Below are 17,563 nucleotides of genomic sequence, written 5' to 3' on the forward strand. Positions count from 1 at the left end.
CACGCCTCCCTCTTGCATATTACGGTCAAGACCGAAAGGGTAACTCGTGACTCTGAACTTTCCAACCATGGCCGATCCCGAGGGCCGCACGCTCGGCGACGAGGAGGTGGCCGCCCTGGAGCGGGTGATCCGCTCGGGCATGCTCAACTCCGTGTGGGGAACCGAGGCCAAGGCGCTCGAACGCGAGATGGCGCAGCTGTACGGCTCCCGCCACGCGATCGCGTGCAGCTCCGGCACCGCGGCTCTCCATCTGTCGGTCGTGGCGGCTGCGCCGGACCCCGGAGACGAGATCATCACGACGCCGATCACGGACTTCGGGACTGTGGCCCCCATCTTGGCGCAGAACGCCGTTCCTGTCTTCGCGGATGTGGACCCCTCCGACGGCAATCTCGATCCTTCCGCGGTCGAGGCCCTCATCGGGCCGAGGACGCGGGCGATCATGGCGGTCCACCTGTTCGGCGCGGCCGCGCGCATCGACGAGCTCAGGGCGCTGGCCGACAGGCACGGGCTGGCGTTGATCGAGGACTGCGCCCAGGCCTGGCTCACCGAGCTCCCCGCCCGGGGGCCGGGGCTTCCCGCCGAGGGGTCGGGGGTTCCCGCTCAGGGGTCGGGGGTTCCCGCTCAGGGGTCGGGGGAGGAGCTCGGGGGCGGTGCGCGGGGCGTGGGGGGCGGCAGGCTCGCGGGCATCGTGGGCGACGTCGGCACCTTCAGCCTCCAGCAGTGGAAGCACATCACCTGCGGCGACGGCGGAGTGGTCATCACCCAGGACGACGAGCTGGCCCGCAGGATGCGCCTGTTCTCCGACAAGGGATGGGACCGCGCCGCCGGGCGGTCGCACGCCAGTCTGGGCCTCAACTACCGCATGACCGAGCTCCAGGCCGCCGTCGCCCGCGCCCAGCTGGCCAAGCTGGACGGCGTGCTGGCCGCCAGGCGGCGCACCGCCGCCCACCTGCTGAAGGCCCTGGAAGGGCTGCAGGGGCTGCGGCTGCCGCGCCCCGAGGGGCACGCATGGTGGCTGTTCCCCCTCGTCCTTCTGGACGGCGGGGCCGGCGAGCTGGCCGCCCACCTGGGAGCCGCCGGGATTCCGGCGCGGGCCGGTTACCTCGGGGAGCCGCTGAACAGGGCGCCGGTGTGGAAGGGGCCCCTCTACGGCGGCTCCCGCTACCCGCTGGAGGGCTACACGCCCGCGGCCTGCCCGGAGGCGGAGCGGCTGGTGGCAGAGACGCTGCTGGTCATCGACTGGAACGAGCACTACACCGACGAGCACGTCGAGCTCATCGCGGAGCGAATCAGGAACAGGCCGTAGTTACGTTCGTGTATCGGGCATTGACCGACCGTCTCCCCGCTCACTAGGTTTCGGTCAGGACCGGTATTCATGAAAGGAAGCCGCCGATGAGGAAGGTAGCGGCAGCCGGAATCGCGGCCGCCATGAGCGTCGTGATCGCCGGGTGCGGGTCCGGTGGCTCAGGATCCGACAAGAGCACTGTGACCCTCTGGATGTATCCCGTGATCGCCGACCAGGCCAAGAACCAGGCCTTCTGGGGCAAGGTCGAGAAGGACTTCGAGACCGCCAACCCCACGATCGACGTCAAGATCGACCAGCAGCCGTGGGACGGCCGGCAGGAGAAGGTCACGACGGCCCTCGCCTCGAGGAAGGGCTTCGACCTCGTCGTCCTCGGGCCCGACCAGATCCCGCAGTACGCCCAGCAGGGCACCCTCGAGCAGCTCGACGACGTGATCGCCAAGGACAAGGCCGCCTACCTGCCCAACGCGCTGACCGCGCTGACGGTCGACGGCAAGCTCTACGGTGTTCCGATCTACCAGACGATCACCGCCCCGATCTTCAACAAGAAGCTGTTCGCCGAGGCGGGCGTCACGGAGGTGCCCGACACCCTGGAGGAGCTGAAGGCGGCGGCGCCGAAGCTGGCCGCGAAGAAGGTGGCGGTGCTCGACTACCCCGGCAAGCCCGAGGTCTCGCTCAACCAGAGCTTCTACCCGATCCTCTGGGCCAACGGCGGCACCGTCTTCGCCCCCGACGGCAAGAGCGTCGCCTTCAACGGCCCCGAGGGCGTGCAGAGCCTGCAGTACCTGCTCGACCTGAAGGCCGCGGGCGGCCTGCCGGAGAACACCGCGAGCAAGGGCAACGACATCGAGGGCGGCCCGCTGGCGGGCGGCAAGTCCGCGATGTACCACGCCGCCACCGCGGGCATGGTCGAGCAGCTCGCCGCCGCGATCGGCGAGGAGAACGTGGGCGTCGGCCTGCCGCTCGAGGGCACGAAGCGGGTCGCCTTCGGCATCCCGGGCGGGCTCGTGCTGGCCAAGCACGCCGCCGACAAGGACGCGGCCAAGAAGTTCGCCGGCTACCTCGCCTCCACCACCGTGGCGGCCGAGCTGGCCAAGGAGTCCGGCTTCTTCTCGGCCAGGACCGACGTCACCATCCCCGGGCAGTCGGCCGCCTCCAAGGAGTTCGCCAAGTCCCTGGAGTTCGCCTTCCCCGGCGACACCCACCCGAAGGCCCGTCAGGTGATGGCGATGATCGCGTCGCACATCCAGGCGGCGCTGCTCGGCAAGGAGGACGCCAAGACCGCCCTCGACGCCGCGGCGAAGGAGGCCAACGAGCTGCTGTCCAGCGGCAGCTGACACGATTGGGGCCTTCCCGAGGGAAGGCCCTGTTTTTCTGGAAAGGTGTGAACCCCGGTGCGTCATCGCCTGCGTGATCCGGTCACTGGACTGCTGTTCGTCCTGCCCGTGCTCGTCCTTTTCCTGATCTTCCGGATCTTCCCCACGCTGGGTGCGGCGGGCATGAGCCTGACCAACTGGAACATCGGCGGGGAGTGGGACGTCGTCGGGGCCGACAACTACGTCCGGCTGTGGAACGACCCGAACTTCTGGGCCAGTCTGCGCGTCACCCTGGTGTACGCGGCGATCTTCGTGCCGCTGACGGTGCTCGTCTCGCTGGGCACCGCGCTGCTGCTCAACGCGGTGATCTTCATGCGGGGGCTGTTCCGCAGCATGCTGTTCCTGCCCTACGTCACGAGCTTCGTCTTCGCCGGCATCATCTGGCGCTGGATCTACGAGTTCGACGGCCTGCTCAACGGCCTGCTCACCAAGGTCGACCTCGGCCCCGTCCAGGTGCTGGAGAGCTCCTCGCTGGTGCTGCCCGCGCTGGCGGTCGTCTCCTGCTGGAAGGGGTTCGGCTACTCGATGCTGATCCTGCTGGCCGGGCTGAAGGCGATCCCCGGCTCGTACATGGAGGCCGCCCGCGTCGACGGCGCCAGCGCCTGGCAGCGCTTCCGCAGCATCACGCTGCCGCTGCTCAAGCCCGCGCTCTTCTTCGTGCTGGTGATCGAGACGATCAGCTCGTTCCAGGTCTTCGACACCATCTACGTGATGACCGGCGGCGGCCCCGCCAAGGCCAGCTACACGCTCATCTACGGCATCTACGAGCGCGGCTTCCGCTTCTTCGAGTTCGGCTACGCGGCCACGTGGGGGATGGTGCTCTTCGCCATCGTGCTGGCCATCTCGCTGATCCAGCGCCGCTTCCTCGGGAGGGGGAACACGTGACGCTCACCGCCACCCGTCCCGCGGCCACCAGCGCCCGCGCCACGACCAGGCCCCGCCGTCCGCGCGGCAGGTGGTGGCTGTTCGCGCTGCTGGCGCTGATGTCGCTGCTGACGGTCGCGCCGTTCGCCGCGATGATCATCGTGGCGCTCAGCCCCAGGGGCAAGCCCACGGTGCCGGTCCAGTGGCCGGAGTCGCTGACCCTCGACAACATCACGCAGGTGCTGTCGGCGTCGGGCTTCGCCCAGTGGACGCTCAACTCGCTGATCTACTCGGCGGTGTCCGTCGTCGTCATCCTGATCACGGCCTCCATGGCCGGATACGCCTTCGCCAAGAAGCGCTTCCCCGGCCGCGACGCCATGCTCTGGACGTTCCTCGCCACGATGATGGTGCCGTTCCAGGCGACGCTGATCCCCGTCTTCGTGCTCATCTCGAACCTGAACGGGGTCGACACCTTCTGGGGCCTGATCGTCCCGACGCTGGCCAACTCGCAGGCCGTCTTCCTGATGCGCCAGTTCATCCTCGGGCTGCCCGACGAGCTGTTCGACGCCGCGAAGGTGGACGGGGCCTCGGAGCTGCGGGTCTACTGGACGATCGTGGTGCCGCTGACCAAGCCGATCATGGCGACGCTGGGCGTGTTCGTCTTCCTGTGGCACTGGAACGACTTCCTGTGGCCGCTGGTGCTGTCCCAGAGCGACGCGACCAGGACGCTGACGGTCGGCCTCACGATCCTGAGGACCGAGGAGCTCCAGTGGTCCATGGTGATGTCGTCGGCGGCGATCTCGGCGGTGCCGTGCCTGCTGGTCTTCTTCCTGCTGCAGCGCTACCTCGTCAACAGCATCGCGATGACCGGCCTCAAGTGACGGGGCTCCCGCGCGCCGGGGGGTGACCGGCCCCGGCTCATCGGGAAGGCGGGCGTACCGCTTCGTGACGGGACGTCCTACGCTGGACGCCCCGAAACGTCCGGTGAGGGAGCGATCATGAGCACGGCAATCGACACGCGCGCCGCCCGCCTGCGCGACCGCCTGCGCGGCGCGCTGGTGGCCGCGGCGGCGACCCCGATGACCCGCTCCGGCGAGGTGGACCTCGACCTCGCCGAGAGCTACTTCCACCGGCTCGTCGCCTCGGGCGCCGACGCCCTGGCCGTGCTCGCCCACACGGGCCGCGGCCCCTTCCTGTCCGCCGACGTGCGGCGCGGCCTGATCGTGCGCGCCAGGCGCGCGGGCGTCCCCGTCATCGTGGGCGTCGGCGGCTCGGGCGGTGCGGCCCCGCACGCCGTCCACGCCCGGAGCGCCGCGACGCCTCCCGGCCGGGAGGCACCCACCGGGGTGACGGCCGCCGAGGGCACGGGGGTGGTCGAGCGGACGGTGGCCGACGCCATGACGGCCGCCGAGCTCGGCGCCGACGGCCTCCTGCTGTTCCCCTCGGAGGGCGACCGCGTCGCGCTGCACGACGCGGTGTGGCGGGCCGCGGGGCTGCCGATGATCGCCTTCGACCTCTACACCTCGCCGTGCCCGCCGGCCGTCATGCGCGAGATCCTCGGCCATCCCGGCGTGGCGGGGCTCAAGACCGCGCTGCTGTCGGACGCCATGGGCTGCCAGGAGACGATCGCCCTCACCCGCGCGTCGGGCAGGCTGGCGATCACGGGGGAGGACCGCATGTTCGGCCCCTCCCTGCTGTGGGGCGCCGAAGCGGCCCTGGTCGGCATCGCCGCGGCCTCGGTGGAGGCGACGGGCGCGGTGATGCGCGCCTTTCATGGCGACGACCTGCGCGCCTTCGAGAAGGCCTCGGCCAGGCTGGACAGGCTCGCCGCCGCCACGTTCACCGCGCCGATGGAGGGCTATGTCCAGCGCATGCTGTGGCTGGCCGCCGCCGAGGGCCTCATCCCCGAATCCCACGCCCACGACCCCTTCGGCCCGGGCCTTGCCGAGGCCGAGCGCGCCGACGTCCTCGCCGCCTCGTCATGAGGGCCGCGGAGGGGGATGTGCCGAACCGCTCGTCCTTGGGGCCTCGGAAGGGGATTTCGCCGAACCGGTGGACATCACGGCGTCGTTGACAAAGGGTTGAGCGCGTCGGCACATCCCCCTGTGAGAGCGACGAATGGACGGACATGCCTGTGATGATCGCCGCTTCCGTGCTGCTCGCCACGGCCCTTACCGGCCTGCCCGCCTCCGTGCCCGTGCCCGGCGCGGCGGCGGGCGCCGGCGCCTCGGCCGTGCCCGCGGCGGCCACGGCTCCCAACCTGCGGGCCTGCCATGACGGCAGGTGCAGTCTCACCCTCAGGAAGTCTGTCTCCTTCAGGGTCAGCTCCAGGTTCGGCATCACCAGGCTGGCCATCTCCTTCACCGGCCACTCCGTCAGGGTGAAGGGCACGGGGCCTGGCGTGACCTCGCAGGCGCTGCTGGGCGAGGGCACGACGGGGTCGGTCAACGGCATCGGGGTGCGCGTGCTCTCGCTGTCGAGCGGCAAGGCCGTCCTCCGCCTGACCCCTGTGCGCTGAACCCCTGTGCGCTGAACCCCCGTGAGCTCGAACCTTCGTGAGCTCGAGCCCTCGTGCGCTCGAACCCCTGTGCGTTGAACCCCTGTGCGCTGAAGCTGAACCTTCGTGCGCTGGACCTTCTCGCGCCGGCCCCGCACGACGCGGCAGGGCCGCCCCGCTGCGGCGGGGGCGGCCCTGCGGGAGAGCCCAAGGGGCCGGGCTCGGCGAGTGAGGGTCAGCGGGGGGAGATGGCGATGCGCACGAGGTTGCGGCCCTTGATGCCGTACAGCGCCCGCTCCGACGGGTCGATGTTCAGCTTGGAGCCGCCGCCGAACCAGTCGCTGGCCAGCCCCGTCACGATCTTCTTGGCCGTGAACGGCACCAGGTCGATCCGGTAGACCCCGTCCACGTCGCTGGTGTAGGCCGTGAAGCCGGCGATCACCAGGTCGCCGCCCCTGTTGTTGACCTTGAGCGTCCGCGTCACCTTGCGCAGCCGCAGGTCGTACTCGAACAGCACGCCGGTGTTGGTCAGGCCGTACACCGCCGTGGCGGTGTGCTTCACGCCGGTGATGGAGGCGACGCCCTGCAGCGGCTCGATCTCCCACAGCAGCTTGCGCGAGCGCAGGTCGAAGGCGGCCAGCCGGGCCGTGGGCGTCACAGGGGGAGAGCCGAGCCCCTCCTGGGTGCTGGTGCCCAGGTAGGCGATGCCCCGCAGCGCGGTCACCGAGGCGACGGTCTGGCGTTCCACGATCGGGCGGTAGGTGTCGACCTTGCCGCTGCGCGGGTCGTAGACGTCGAGCGCGCCGTTGGGGTGCCCAGGCTCGGACTGGGTCGGCATGACGATCAGGCGGGTGCGCCTGTCGTAGGCCAGGTCGCGCGGGCGGTCCTGGTTGTGTCCCGTGCGGAACAGCAGCTTGGCCTCGGGGTCGCCGATGCGGTGGGAGTAGAGCGCCGCCTGGGTGTAGACGCCGAGGTAGGTGGTGTCCCTGACGGTGATCATGGTCTTCGGCTCGCCGGGGATGGAGAGCCTGGTGACCTTGCCGGTGGCCAGTTCGTGCAGGTCGGCGCCGCTCTTGCCGCCGACGTAGACGTACTCGCCGTCGGAGTGCACCGACATGGGCGCCTCGGCGGCGGCCCGGTAGCCGCGCTGCACGTGGCTGAGGTAGTCGAGCTTGCCGGTGGCGGGGTCGTAGACGAAGACGCCGGGGTCCTGGATGCCGTAGATGCGGCCCTCGTGCTCCAGGATCCTGCCGGTCGCCGCCTCGAAGAACGGCACGCCGAGGACCTCGAGCCTGTCCGTGGCGATGTGGTAGCGGTACAGGGTGCCGGAGGGCCGCCCTGCGAAGTAGACCCAGCCGTCGTGGATCAGCACCGCGACCACGTACTTCTCGCCCGGCGCGGTCGCCTTGACGATCTTGTAGTTGGCCGGGTCGGCCTTCTCGACCACGACCAGTTCGGCCAGCGACAGCACGCCGCCCGCCACGTGCGTGTCGGAGCTCGACATGCTCGACACCCAGTCGCGGTCGGCCAGCTCGGCGGGCAGCAGGTCGCGCTTCTCGCCGGTCTTCCTGTCGATCGCGATGAGGTGGGCGTTGGTGCCGATGCCGGCGTAGACGTGGGTGGCGTCGGCCTGGATGCTGCGCACGTACGACTCGCCCGCCACGGGCTGGCCGAGGTCGCGGCTGACGCCGGTGGCGGGGTCGTACTCCACGACCCTGCCGGGCTCGGACATGCCCATGTAGATCTTGCCGTCGGGTGAGGAGGCCATGGTCCAGATGAAGTGGTCGGGATATTCGGCGAGCTTGGTCGTCGTCCCCGTCACCGTGTCGATCTTGTACAGGTCGGACCTGGAGTGGGTGCCGACGTACAGGTCGGTGCCCACCTTGCACATGGCCCAGATGCCCACACCCGTGGGGATCTCGAAGTGGGTGGTGACCTTGTCGGCGCCGAGGTCCCACGCTCCCACGACGTTGGGCGACAGGCCGCGCGAGCCCATGTAGAGCACGTTGCCGACGAACTCGCCGTTGCCCAGCGGGCTGGCGACGCTGGCGGGGCCGAGGTCGGTGAGCGTGCCTTCGGGCTCGCGGGCGACGGCGAGGGAGGGGGTGGCCGGAAGGGTGACAGCGGCGGCGGACGCGGCGGCTGCTACCTGGAGGAAACGGCGACGCGGGATCATCTGCCGGACGCTATAACGGCCTAGGCCGTAATGTCCAGACCAAAGAGCTGGACGGCATTGCGCCAAGCGATCAGCTCGGCGACGCCGGGGGAGAGGTCGGCCGCCGCGACGGCGCCGAAGGCCGAGGCGGGGTCGATGAGCGTGGAGTCGGTGCCGAACAGCAGCCTTCCTGGATCGACGCCTGCCACCACCTGCGCGATCCTGCCCGCCGGTGCGTGGGAGTAGCAGGGCTCCAGCCAGAGCCTGTCGCAGGAGCGCGCGGCCTCGACGGCGTAGCGATGGCCGTCCGCGCCCATGTGGCCCGCGATCGCGCGCAGGCCGGGGGTGTCCATGACGGCCTGGGCCAGGTCGAGCACGGAGGCGCCCCAGGTGTGGACGAGGGCGGGCACGCCGCGCGAGGCCACCAGCGCGAGAGCCTCACGCATTTGCGGAGAGGTGACGGGCGAGCCCGTGTAGTCGGTGTGGATCTTGACGCCGACGAAGCGCCCCTTCGGCAGGTACTCGTCGAGGTCCCGCTCGGCCTCGGCCAGCCTGCGCGGGTTGACCGTGACGTAGCCGTAGTGGCGCTCGGTGGTGGCCAGCCAGCCGTCCAGCGCCCTGTTGCCCGCGGAGGCGTCGTAGATGACCGCCTCGGTGGCCGACACGATCGACACGCCGATGCCGTAGCGGTCCATGGTGGCCAGGTTGAGCTCGGCCACGTCCATGGTGAAGAACCACGGCCCCCAGTGCGCGTGCACGTCGACGATCATCCGAGCAGCCTCCTCGCGTTGCCGCCCGCGACGGCGGCGATCTCTTCGGGCTTCAGCCCGCTGGTCGCCAGCCGCAGCAGCGGGACCAGCGGTTCGTAGTGGGGGGTGCGGGAGCCGTACAGCAGCCGGTCGGCGGGTACGGTCTCCAGCGCGTCGGGCGAGTTGAGCAGCCGCGTCGAAGTGTGGAAGCCGGGCTCGTCGGCGGCGACGACCAGGAAGTCGCCCAGGTGGTAGAAGTGGGTGTCCAGGAAGACGACCTTGGCCTCGAGGCCGGAGAACGGCTGCCAGAAGCGGCGCACGTCCCCGCCGGTGAGCACCACCAGCCCGAGCGCCGCCGCCCTCCTCGCCACGTGCCGCACGGAGGGGAAGCCCGCCTCGACGCCCTGCTCGTCGGGGAAGAGCCTGACCGCCTTCACCCCGCGCGCGGCCAGCCGCTCCATCTCGCGCACCGAGCCGATCGGGTCGCGCAGGTCGAGCGCGCCCACGGGGACGACACCTGGCAGGGCGAGCACCTCGTCGTTGCCGGAGCGCAGGTCGAACAGGGCGGCCCGCAGCGAGGCCACCGCGCCCACGCCGATCCTGTTCTCGCCCAGCGCGGCCAGCACCGACGACGGGTCGCCCGGCGGGCCGTCCCTGTCGGCGTACGCTCCCACCAGCACGTCCACATCAAGCGTCACCGTGAGCTCGCCGATCAAGCCACGCGCGTCGAACGCCGTCACAACCGCCTCCATTGACTATTCGCGTTCAGCAGATTACGGTCTGGGCCAAAATCGAGCAACCAGGTGGAGGCCCGGCCGTGCCGAGACTGCTCTTAGCCCTTCTGCTGGTCCCGACAGTCTTCCTCGCCACACCCGCGCACGCCGCCACCTGCGACGCACAGGACCGACGAGGTCACGAGCCTCGGCTTCCTCGGCCACGACCAGCAGCGCCCCGCCGACATCGGCTACGACCCCCTCACCGTCACCTTCCACGGCACGATGACCGTCCACAGGGGCAGGGTCTTCGCCTCGACCTACAGGGAGGGCGGCAACGCCTACCTGCTCGGTCCCGAGACCAGGCACCTGGCCACAGGACTGGGCGAGGAGTGGTTCAACGTCCCCGAACTCCACTTCGAGCCGGGCTCGTGGAAGGCCTGGGCCCTCGTCGGCAGAGACCTCGCCACGATCAGACTCGACCCCCGCTGCCCGAAAGCGACACCATGAAGACACCCTTGGCGGCACTGGCCGCCGTGCTTGCCACCGTGCTCCTGACCACCGCCCCCGCGCAGGCGGCCACCTGCGAGCCCCCCACCGTGGAGAGGTTCGGCCCCGCCTCGGTGACCGGCGCCATCGTCGGCGCCTCCGTCCACGAGGGCAAGGCCTACGTGGTGACCAGGGGCCAGAAGCCGCCCGTGCTCGCCGAGCTCGACCTGTCCACCCGCAAGGTCGTCAGGAGCGTCACGCTGCCGGACGCCCCGGCGACCGGCGAGCCGGAGGGCGCGTGGGCGACCGCCGTCTCCGGCGGCAAGGTTTACGCCGGCACCTACCCCGTCCCCGACCTCTACAGCTTCGACCTGGCCACCGGCGAGGTGAAGCACCTGCGCTCCTTCGGCAGGAACGGCGGCTTCGTCTGGAGCCTGGCGGCCGCCCCCGACGGCACGCTCTACGCCGGCACCTACCCCGACGGCAGGGTGTGGGAGTACAGGCCCGACACCGGCGCGGTGCGCAACTTCGGCGTGCTGGCCGCGGGGGAGCGCTACGTCAGGGCCGTCGCGGCCGACGCGGACAACGTCTACGCGGGCCTGCTCGACAAGGGCAAGCTCGTGGCGATCGACCGCGCGAGCGGGGCCGTGCGCGAGCTGGCCCAGGGCCCCGGCGGCATCGGCGTGGTGGCCGAGCACGGCGACAGGGTGCTGGCCGTCAGCGGCACGACCCTGATCGACGTCCGCAAGGACGGCACCGACCTCAGGCGGGTGCCGACGGGCGCGGGCAGCCTCGACGCGATCGTCTCCACCCCCGACGGCACCGTGTACGGCACGACGCGCCCCGACGGCGCCGTCCACCGCTACCGCACCGGCGACGAGGCTCTCACCAGGATCGCCGACGCGCCCTCGCCCGGCGACGAGACCAGGCGCCTCGCGCTCACCGGCGAGGGCGCCCTCGTCGGCTTCTCGGGCAGCGGCGGCATGTGGACGCTCGACCTGCCGAGCGCGAAGGCCGAGTTCGTCGACCTGATCGAGGCGGGACTGCCCAGCGGGGCCGAACGCCCGCAGAGCATGCTCCTGGTGCCCAACAGGGCCGTCTACATCGGCGGCCACTTCTCCATGGACGTGCGCGACCTGCGCACCGGCGAGCACCGCCGCTTCCGCGTCCCCGGCGAGCCCAAGGACCTGGTCCGGCGCGGCGACAAGATCTACGCGGCCATCTACCCCAGCGGCCAGATCATCGCCATCGACATGAGGACCGACGAGGTCACCAGCCTCGGCTTCCTCGGCCACGGCCAGCAGCGCCCGTGGGACCTGGAGTACGACCCCCGCACCGACAAGCTCCTGGTCGCCAGCGCCCCGCTGGGCGCCAGGCTCGACGGGGCCCTGTCGGTCGTCGACCCCGACACCGGGCAGATGGACGTCTACGAGGGCGTCATCCCCGACCAGAGCCTGATGAGCCTCTCGCTCGACCCGGCGGCGGGCGTCGTCTACCTCGGCGGCGACGTGCTGGGCGGCGGCGGCACCCCGCCGGTCAGGACCTCCGCCTCGGTGGCCGCCTTCGACCTGAAGACGCGCACCGTGCTCTGGCAGGTGGACCCGGTGCAGGGCAACCGCACCTTCCAGGACATCAAGGTCCACGACGGCCTGCTCTACGGGGTCTACAAGCGCAACTCCGGCGCCTGGATCGCCCTGGACCTGGCCACCAGGACCGTCAGGCACCAGGGCGCCCTGTCCGGCTACGGCGAGCTGACCGTGCACAGGGGCAGGGTCTTCGCCTCGGTCTTCTTCGGCGGCGGCAACGCCTACGAGCTGGGCACCGAGGCCAAGCTGCTGGCCACGGGGCTGGGCGACGAGTGGTACACCAACCCCCAGCTGCACTTCGAGCCGGGCTCGTGGAAGGCCTGGGCGCTGTCGGGCAGGGAGCTGGCAAGAATCGGGCTTGACCCCAGGTGCCCACAGAGTTAGGTTTCGGTCTGTGCCGAAATTGATTGACGCGCACCGCCTGATCGGGCCCGTGCCCTTCGACGATCTGCCGGAGGACCCGCGGCCCGAGATGGACCGCCTGGGCGTCGAGCGAGCCTACGTGACCCACACGCTGAGCCTCTACTCCGACGCCCACGCGGGCAACCAGGCGCTCTTCGCGCTCGACGACCCGAGGCTGATCCCCGTCCCCGTCGTGGTCCCCGAGGCGTTCGCGCCGATCCCCTCGTGGCAGGTCGCGATGGTGCGGCTGTGCCCCGAACGGCACAGGTTCGACCTCACGGGACCCGTCGCCCTGCGCTGGCTGGCCGCCATGGACGCCGTCGTCGCCGTCGACCTGGAGGAGACCTCGCCCGCCCAGCTGCTCGCGCTCACCACGCGGCTGCCGGAGCTCAGGGTCCTGCTGCTCAACCCCGGCTACCGCAGGCTGCGCGCGATCGCCGAGCTCATGTCGGAGGCGCCGAACATCTGGCTGGAGATCGGCACCGTCAACACCCAGCGCGCGGTGGAGTGGCTGGCCGAGAGGTTCGGCGCCCGCCGGCTGGTCTGGGGCACCGGCGCGCCCGTCCTCGACGACTGCGGGCCCCGCTTCCTGCTCGACCACCTGGAGCTGCCCGAGAAGGACGTCGAGCTCATCGCCACGGGAGGCGACCTGCTGTGATCCTCGACGCGCACGGCCACGTCGGCTCATGGCCCGACTTCCTCATCCCCGACCCGACCGCCGACGGCCTGGTCAGCCTCATGGACAGGCTCGGCATCGACGCCATGGGCATCAGCCACCTGCTCGGCGTCGGTCCCGACGCGGAGGGCGGCAACCGCCTGGCCTTCGAGGCCGCCGAACGGCACCCGGGCAGGTTCGGCGTCTGGCAGGTCTACAACCCCCACCACCGCAACCGGCTCGTCACCGAGGGCGTCTGGGGCGTCAAGATCCACCCCGACGTCCACCAGTGCCCGCTCGACGACCCACGCTACGACCCGGTGTGGGAGCTCGGCCTGCCGGTCCTGGCCCACGGGCAGACCGACTCGCCGTGGAGCGACCCCGCCCGGTTCGCCGTCGTCGCCGCCCGCCACCCCGATGTGCCGCTGCTCATGGGTCACACCGGCCTGTGGCCCTACGGCTTCGCCAGCGCCGCCCGCCTGGCGGCCGACCACCCGAACCTCTACCTGGAGACCTGCGGCTCGAAGATGACGGGCCGCTGGATCGCCCGCCTGGCCGAGCTGGCCGGCGCCGACCGGGTGCTGTTCGGCTCCGACTCCTGCTTCCTGGACCTGCGCGTCGGCTACGGCCGCATCGCCCTTGCGCCGCTCGTCGAGGCCGACAGGGCGCTCATCCAGGGCGGCAACCTGGCCCGAATCCTTGGAGGTCAAGCGTGACCCTCGCCATCCACGGCGGCGCGCCCGTCCGCACCGCCCCCTGGCCCTCCTGGCCGCCGCCCGTCGACGACGCCCAGCGCAAGCTCGTCACCGACGTGCTGGAGAGCGGCCTGTGGGGCGCCACCCAGGGCGGCAGCGTCGTCTCCGACCTGACCGCCGCCTTCGCGGCACTGTCCGGCGTGCCGTACGGCGTGGCGGTGGGCAACGCCACGCTCGGCCTCTTCGCCGCCCTGCGCGGCCTCGGCGTGGGCCCCGGCGACGAGGTCGTCATCCCCGCCTACACCTTCGTCGCCTCGGCCACCTCGGTCCTGCTCACCGGCGCCACCCCCGTCATCGTCGACGTCGACCCCGTGGACCTGCACCTGTCCACGGCCGCGGTGGAAGCGGCGATCACCTCGAGGACCACCGCCGTCATGCCCGTCCACCTGGCGGGCAGCCCCGCCGACATGGACCCGATCAACGACCTGGCCGCCGACTACGGCCTGGTCGTCGTCGAGGACGCCGCGCAGGCCCACGGCGCCACCTACCGCGGCCGTCCCATCGGCGGCCTCGGCGACGCGGGCGTCTACAGCTTCCAGGCCAGCAAGGCGATGACCGCGGGGGAGGGCGGCCTCATCGTCTGCCGCGAGGAGTCGGCCCACGAGGCGATCTGGTCGGTCTGCAACCTCGGCCGCAAGCTCGGTGGCCAGTGGTACGGCCACCCGACCGTCGGCTGGAACCTGCGCCTCACCGAGATCCAGGCCGCCCTGCTGCTGCCCTGGCTCGACCGGCTGGAGGCCGAGCTCGACCGGCGCGAGGCCTTCTGCGCCGCGCTGGAGCGCGAGCTGGCGGCGGCCGGGCTGCCGGTCGGCTTGGTCCCGCAGCCACCGGGCACCACCCGTGACTCCCGCCACCTGCTGATGCTCCGCTTCGACACCCCGATCGACAGGTCGTTCGTGCTGTCGGCCATGGCCGCGGAGGGCGTCCCGCTCGACTCCGGCTACCCGCCCCTCGGCACGATGAGCGCCCTCACCGAGGCGGGTGCCCGCGCCGAGCCGTGCCCCGCCACGCGGGCGGCCTCGGAGAGCGTCGTCTGGGTCCGCCAGTCGATGCTCATGGACGACCCCGCCCGCGCGAGCGACATCGCCGAGGCCCTCGCCAAGGTGCTGCAAGGGTGAGACTTACTTTGTAAAGGCGTCCGCGCCGCCTGTGTGCACAAGTACGTGGACCACCTCCCGCGCCTGCCGTCATGATCGCCGCGACACCGGTACCGGAGCGCGGGAGCGTCACAGATGCGGGAGAAGGTCCTGCTGGGAAACAGGCCGCTGTTCGCCAGCGCCGACCTGGACGAGGTGCGCGAGCAGGTGGCGCGGGTGTTCTGCCCGCATCGCCTCGACCTGACGGGCGACGTGGCCCTGCTGAACGCCAGGTTCAACTCGGCGCAGCTGGGCGCGGTGCGGATCAGCTACCTCGACTACGCCGCGGACGTGCGGATCGAGCCGGGCGAGCTGGAGTCGTTCTTCCTGGTCCAGATCCCGCTCGCGGGCCGCAGCCTCATCCGCTGCGGCGGCCAGGAGATCGTCTCCACGCCCGCGCTGGCCTCGCTGCCCTCGCCGACGGAGTACCTGGACATGCGGTGGGCGGCGGGCTGCCCGCAGCTCATCGTCAAGTTCGAGCGGGCCGCGGTGGAGAAGGCGCTGGAGCAGCTGCTCGGCGCGCCGATGGACCGGCCGCTCGTCTTCGACCTCGGCCTCGACCTGACGGCGGGCTGGGCGCGGGCCTGGCGCGGCATGGTGGACCTGATCGTCACCGAGGCCGAGCACGACGACGGCCTGGCCGCCCAGCCGCTGGCCGTCGCGCACCTCGAGAGCGCCATGCTCACCTCGCTGCTGACCATGCAGCCCTCCACCTACAGGGAACGGCTGCTCGCCCCCTGCCCGCCCGCGCTGCCCAAGGTGGTGGGAAGGGCGGCGCAGTTCATCAGGGAGCACGCCCACGAGCCGCTGACGACCCAGCAGGTGGCGCGCGCCGTGGCCGTCAGCGGGCGTTCGCTGCAGGAAGGCTTCCGCCGCCACCTTGGCCACACCCCCATGTCGTACCTGCGAGAGGTGCGGCTGGTCAGGGTGCACGAGGAACTGCTCGCCTGTGACCCGGCGCGCCGTACGGTCACGGCGGTGGCCGCCGGCTGGGGCTTCACCCATCAGGGGAGATTCGCCGCGGCCTACAGGCAGCGCTTCGGGCAGCCGCCGTCGGCCACGTTGCGCGGAGATCGTGCGCCAGGCGGACGGGATCCGCGCTGAGCGGATGGCCCGAGCGTGCCTCTCGCCCGTACGGTTTCACCAGGCGCCTGACCGATCCACCCTCATCCCACTCCATCCCCCGAAGGGAAGCCTCACCATGCGCGGAATCCTGATCGTCGGCGCCGGGCAGGCCGGACTCCATCTGGCCGTCGGACTGCTGAAGAACGGCTACGACGTCACCGTCGTCACCGATCGCTCGCCGGAGGAGATCCGCGACGGGCGGGTGACCTCCAGCCAGGCCATGTTCGGAACCGCCCTCGGCCATGAGCGCGACCTCGGCCTCGACCTGTGGGCCGGGTCCTGCCCGCCGATCGAGGGCATCTCCTTCACCGTGCCGGGCCCTGAGGCTCCCGTGATCGACTGGGCCGCCAGGCTGGACGTGGCGGCTCGCTCGGTCGACCAGCGGGTCAAGATGCCCGCGTGGATGGCCGAGTTCGAGCGGCTGGGCGGCAAGCTCGTCGTGCACGAGGCGACGGTCGCCGACCTGGAGACCTACGCCGCGCAGTACGACCTGGTGATGGTGGCCGCGGGCAAGGGGGCGATCGCCTCGCTGTTCGAGCGTGACGCGTCACGCTCGCCGTACGACAGGCCGCAGCGGGCGCTGGCGCTCACCTACGTGCACGGGCTCGCGCCGCGGCCCGATCATTCGGCGGTCTGCTTCAACCTCGTCCCGGGGGTCGGGGAGTACTTCGTCTTCCCCGCGCTGACCCTGTCGGGGCCGTGCGAGATCATGGTTTTCGAGGGCGTGCCAGGCGGGCCCATGGACTGCTGGGCCGACGTGCGCACCCCCGCCGAGCACCTGGCCAGGAGCCGGTGGGTGCTGGAGACCTTCCTGCCGTGGGAGGCCGAGCGGTGCGCGGAGGTGGAGCTGACCGACGACCTCGGCGTGCTGTCGGGCCGCTTCGCCCCCGTGGTGCGGCGGCCCGTGGCGACCCTGCCCTCCGGCGCGCGGGTGCTCGGCGTGGCCGACGTGGTGGTGCTCAACGACCCGATCACCGGGCAGGGCGCCAACAACGCGGCCAAGTGCGCCGCCTCCTACCTCGACAGCGTGCTGGAGCACGGCGCCAGGCCCTTCGACGCGGCGTGGATGACGGCCGCCTTCGAGCGTTACTGGCAGGTCGCAGGCCACGCGACCGCCTGGACCAACGCGCTGCTGGCGCCCCCGCCGCCGCACGTGCTCGAACTGCTGGGCGCGGCGGGCGCTCTGCCGCAGGTGGCCTCCCGCTTCGTTAACGGCTTCGACGACCCCTCCGACTTCGCCGAGTGGTTCATGGACCCGGCCAAGGCCCACGCCTACCTGGCGGCGCTGTCATGAGGTCGCTGAGGGAGGCGCTCGGCATGTACGCCACGGGGGTGGCGGTGGTGACCACCGCGCTGGAGGACGGGCGCAGGGCGGGAGTGACGGTCAACTCCTTCACCTCCGTCTCCCTCGACCCGCCGCTGGTGCTGTGGTGCCTGTCGAGGCGGGCGCCCAGTGCGGACCTGTTCCTGCGGGCGGGCAGGTTCGTGGTGAACGTGCTGGCCGCGGGTCAGGACGAGCTGTCGCGCCGGTTCGCCACCCCCGCGGAGGACAAGTTCGCGGGGGTGGCGACCAGCTCGGCGGCGGGCGGGCTGCCCGTCCTGGAGGGCACGCTGGCCAGCTTCGCGTGCCGTACGGTGACCGTGCACGAGGGCGGCGACCACCTGATCTTCGTCGGCGCGGTGGAGCAGTTCGACCGCACGGGCGGCGAGCCGCTGGTGTTCCACTCAGGGCGCTACCTGGAGCGGGTGGCGGGATGA

17 protein-coding genes are annotated in these 17,563 nt (G+C 71.3%); 14 read left to right on the forward strand and 3 right to left on the reverse strand.

What is annotated here, in order from left to right; all coding sequences use genetic code 11:
• Positions 1–67: 67 nt before the first annotated feature.
• From ABFX50_RS26700 to ABFX50_RS26725, 6 genes are all read left to right on the forward strand, one after another.
• Positions 68–1,306, forward strand: a complete 1,239-nt coding sequence (locus ABFX50_RS26700) for a DegT/DnrJ/EryC1/StrS family aminotransferase (RefSeq protein ID WP_346150083.1) — start codon at positions 68–70, stop codon at positions 1,304–1,306.
• Positions 1,307–1,392: 86 nt separating this feature from the next.
• Positions 1,393–2,640: an extracellular solute-binding protein gene (locus ABFX50_RS26705; RefSeq protein ID WP_346150084.1), complete on the forward strand. Its 1,248-nt coding sequence runs from the start codon at positions 1,393–1,395 to the stop codon at positions 2,638–2,640.
• 57 nt (positions 2,641–2,697) lie between these two features.
• Complete coding sequence (locus ABFX50_RS26710) at positions 2,698–3,564, forward strand: carbohydrate ABC transporter permease (RefSeq protein ID WP_183646031.1); 867 nt, start codon at positions 2,698–2,700, stop codon at positions 3,562–3,564.
• Positions 3,561–4,424, forward strand: a complete 864-nt coding sequence (locus tag ABFX50_RS26715) for a carbohydrate ABC transporter permease (protein ID WP_346150085.1) — start codon at positions 3,561–3,563, stop codon at positions 4,422–4,424. The genes ABFX50_RS26710 and ABFX50_RS26715 overlap by 4 nt, the downstream gene beginning before the upstream one ends.
• A gap of 117 nt (positions 4,425–4,541) precedes the next feature.
• A complete protein-coding gene (locus ABFX50_RS26720; RefSeq protein WP_346150086.1) occupies positions 4,542–5,528 on the forward strand; it encodes a dihydrodipicolinate synthase family protein in 987 nt (328 codons plus the stop codon).
• A 143-nt stretch (positions 5,529–5,671) separates the two neighbouring features.
• A complete protein-coding gene (locus tag ABFX50_RS26725) occupies positions 5,672–6,061 on the forward strand; it encodes a hypothetical protein (RefSeq protein WP_346150087.1) in 390 nt (129 codons plus the stop codon).
• 214 nt (positions 6,062–6,275) lie between these two features.
• On the opposite strand, the gene ABFX50_RS26730 is transcribed toward ABFX50_RS26725, so the two are convergent.
• Genes ABFX50_RS26730 through ABFX50_RS26740 form a run of 3 tightly spaced genes read right to left on the reverse strand, consistent with a single transcriptional unit; the run spans position 6,276 to position 9,684 of the window.
• Complete coding sequence (locus ABFX50_RS26730) at positions 6,276–8,216, reverse strand: ligand-binding sensor domain-containing protein (RefSeq protein WP_346150088.1); 1,941 nt, start codon at positions 8,214–8,216, stop codon at positions 6,276–6,278.
• Between the two features lie 20 nt (positions 8,217–8,236).
• Positions 8,237–8,965, reverse strand: coding sequence for an amidohydrolase family protein (locus ABFX50_RS26735; protein WP_346150089.1), 729 nt, complete (start codon positions 8,963–8,965; stop codon positions 8,237–8,239).
• Entirely contained in the window at positions 8,962–9,684 is a 723-nt protein-coding gene (locus ABFX50_RS26740; RefSeq protein WP_346150090.1) for an amidohydrolase family protein, read from the reverse strand. The genes ABFX50_RS26735 and ABFX50_RS26740 overlap by 4 nt, the downstream gene beginning before the upstream one ends.
• Before the next feature lie 258 nt (positions 9,685–9,942).
• On the opposite strand from ABFX50_RS26740, the gene ABFX50_RS26745 reads away from it, so the two are divergent.
• The 8 genes from ABFX50_RS26745 (at position 9,943) to ABFX50_RS26780 (ending at position 17,563) form a co-directional block, all read left to right on the forward strand.
• Positions 9,943–10,167: a hypothetical protein gene (locus ABFX50_RS26745; RefSeq protein WP_346150091.1), complete on the forward strand. Its 225-nt coding sequence runs from the start codon at positions 9,943–9,945 to the stop codon at positions 10,165–10,167.
• Positions 10,164–12,116: an outer membrane protein assembly factor BamB family protein gene (locus ABFX50_RS26750; RefSeq protein WP_346150092.1), complete on the forward strand. Its 1,953-nt coding sequence runs from the start codon at positions 10,164–10,166 to the stop codon at positions 12,114–12,116. Before ABFX50_RS26745 ends, ABFX50_RS26750 begins: the two co-directional genes overlap by 4 nt.
• 10 nt (positions 12,117–12,126) lie before the next feature.
• Positions 12,127–12,792 (forward strand): amidohydrolase family protein, encoded by a 666-nt coding sequence (locus ABFX50_RS26755; protein WP_346150093.1) that lies wholly within the window; start codon positions 12,127–12,129, stop codon positions 12,790–12,792.
• Positions 12,789–13,505, forward strand: coding sequence for an amidohydrolase family protein (locus ABFX50_RS26760; RefSeq protein WP_346150094.1), 717 nt, complete (start codon positions 12,789–12,791; stop codon positions 13,503–13,505). Before ABFX50_RS26755 ends, ABFX50_RS26760 begins: the two co-directional genes overlap by 4 nt.
• Positions 13,502–14,662 carry a DegT/DnrJ/EryC1/StrS family aminotransferase gene (locus ABFX50_RS26765; protein WP_346150095.1) on the forward strand — a complete coding sequence of 387 codons (1,161 nt, stop codon included), beginning with the start codon at positions 13,502–13,504 and terminating at the stop codon, positions 14,660–14,662. The genes ABFX50_RS26760 and ABFX50_RS26765 overlap by 4 nt, the downstream gene beginning before the upstream one ends.
• 114 nt (positions 14,663–14,776) lie before the next feature.
• Positions 14,777–15,784 (forward strand): AraC family transcriptional regulator, encoded by a 1,008-nt coding sequence (locus ABFX50_RS26770; RefSeq protein ID WP_346150096.1) that lies wholly within the window; start codon positions 14,777–14,779, stop codon positions 15,782–15,784.
• A 97-nt stretch (positions 15,785–15,881) separates the two neighbouring features.
• A complete protein-coding gene (locus tag ABFX50_RS26775; protein WP_346150097.1) occupies positions 15,882–17,099 on the forward strand; it encodes a styrene monooxygenase/indole monooxygenase family protein in 1,218 nt (405 codons plus the stop codon).
• Positions 17,096–17,563, forward strand: a complete 468-nt coding sequence (locus tag ABFX50_RS26780) for a flavin reductase family protein (protein ID WP_346150098.1) — start codon at positions 17,096–17,098, stop codon at positions 17,561–17,563. The genes ABFX50_RS26775 and ABFX50_RS26780 overlap by 4 nt, the downstream gene beginning before the upstream one ends.

Source organism: Nonomuraea recticatena (genome assembly GCF_039533245.1).
In the GTDB taxonomy this organism is placed as follows: domain Bacteria; phylum Actinomycetota; class Actinomycetes; order Streptosporangiales; family Streptosporangiaceae; genus Nonomuraea; species Nonomuraea roseola.

Excerpts from the sequence above, each read along its gene's own strand:
- ABFX50_RS26700 (WP_346150083.1), top strand. The coding sequence starts at position 68 with ATGGCCGATCCCGAGGGCCGCACGCTCGGCGACGAGGAGGTGGCCGCC.
- ABFX50_RS26705 (WP_346150084.1), top strand. The coding sequence starts at position 1,393 with ATGAGGAAGGTAGCGGCAGCCGGAATCGCGGCCGCCATGAGCGTCGTG.
- ABFX50_RS26720 (WP_346150086.1), top strand. The coding sequence starts at position 4,542 with ATGAGCACGGCAATCGACACGCGCGCCGCCCGCCTGCGCGACCGCCTG.
- ABFX50_RS26725 (WP_346150087.1), top strand. The coding sequence starts at position 5,672 with ATGCCTGTGATGATCGCCGCTTCCGTGCTGCTCGCCACGGCCCTTACC.
- ABFX50_RS26730 (WP_346150088.1), bottom strand. The coding sequence starts at position 8,216 with ATGATCCCGCGTCGCCGTTTCCTCCAGGTAGCAGCCGCCGCGTCCGCC.
- ABFX50_RS26735 (WP_346150089.1), bottom strand. The coding sequence starts at position 8,965 with ATGATCGTCGACGTGCACGCGCACTGGGGGCCGTGGTTCTTCACCATG.
- ABFX50_RS26745 (WP_346150091.1), top strand. The coding sequence starts at position 9,943 with ATGACCGTCCACAGGGGCAGGGTCTTCGCCTCGACCTACAGGGAGGGC.
- ABFX50_RS26750 (WP_346150092.1), top strand. The coding sequence starts at position 10,164 with ATGAAGACACCCTTGGCGGCACTGGCCGCCGTGCTTGCCACCGTGCTC.
- ABFX50_RS26770 (WP_346150096.1), top strand. The coding sequence starts at position 14,777 with ATGCGGGAGAAGGTCCTGCTGGGAAACAGGCCGCTGTTCGCCAGCGCC.
- ABFX50_RS26775 (WP_346150097.1), top strand. The coding sequence starts at position 15,882 with ATGCGCGGAATCCTGATCGTCGGCGCCGGGCAGGCCGGACTCCATCTG.
- ABFX50_RS26780 (WP_346150098.1), top strand. The coding sequence starts at position 17,096 with ATGAGGTCGCTGAGGGAGGCGCTCGGCATGTACGCCACGGGGGTGGCG.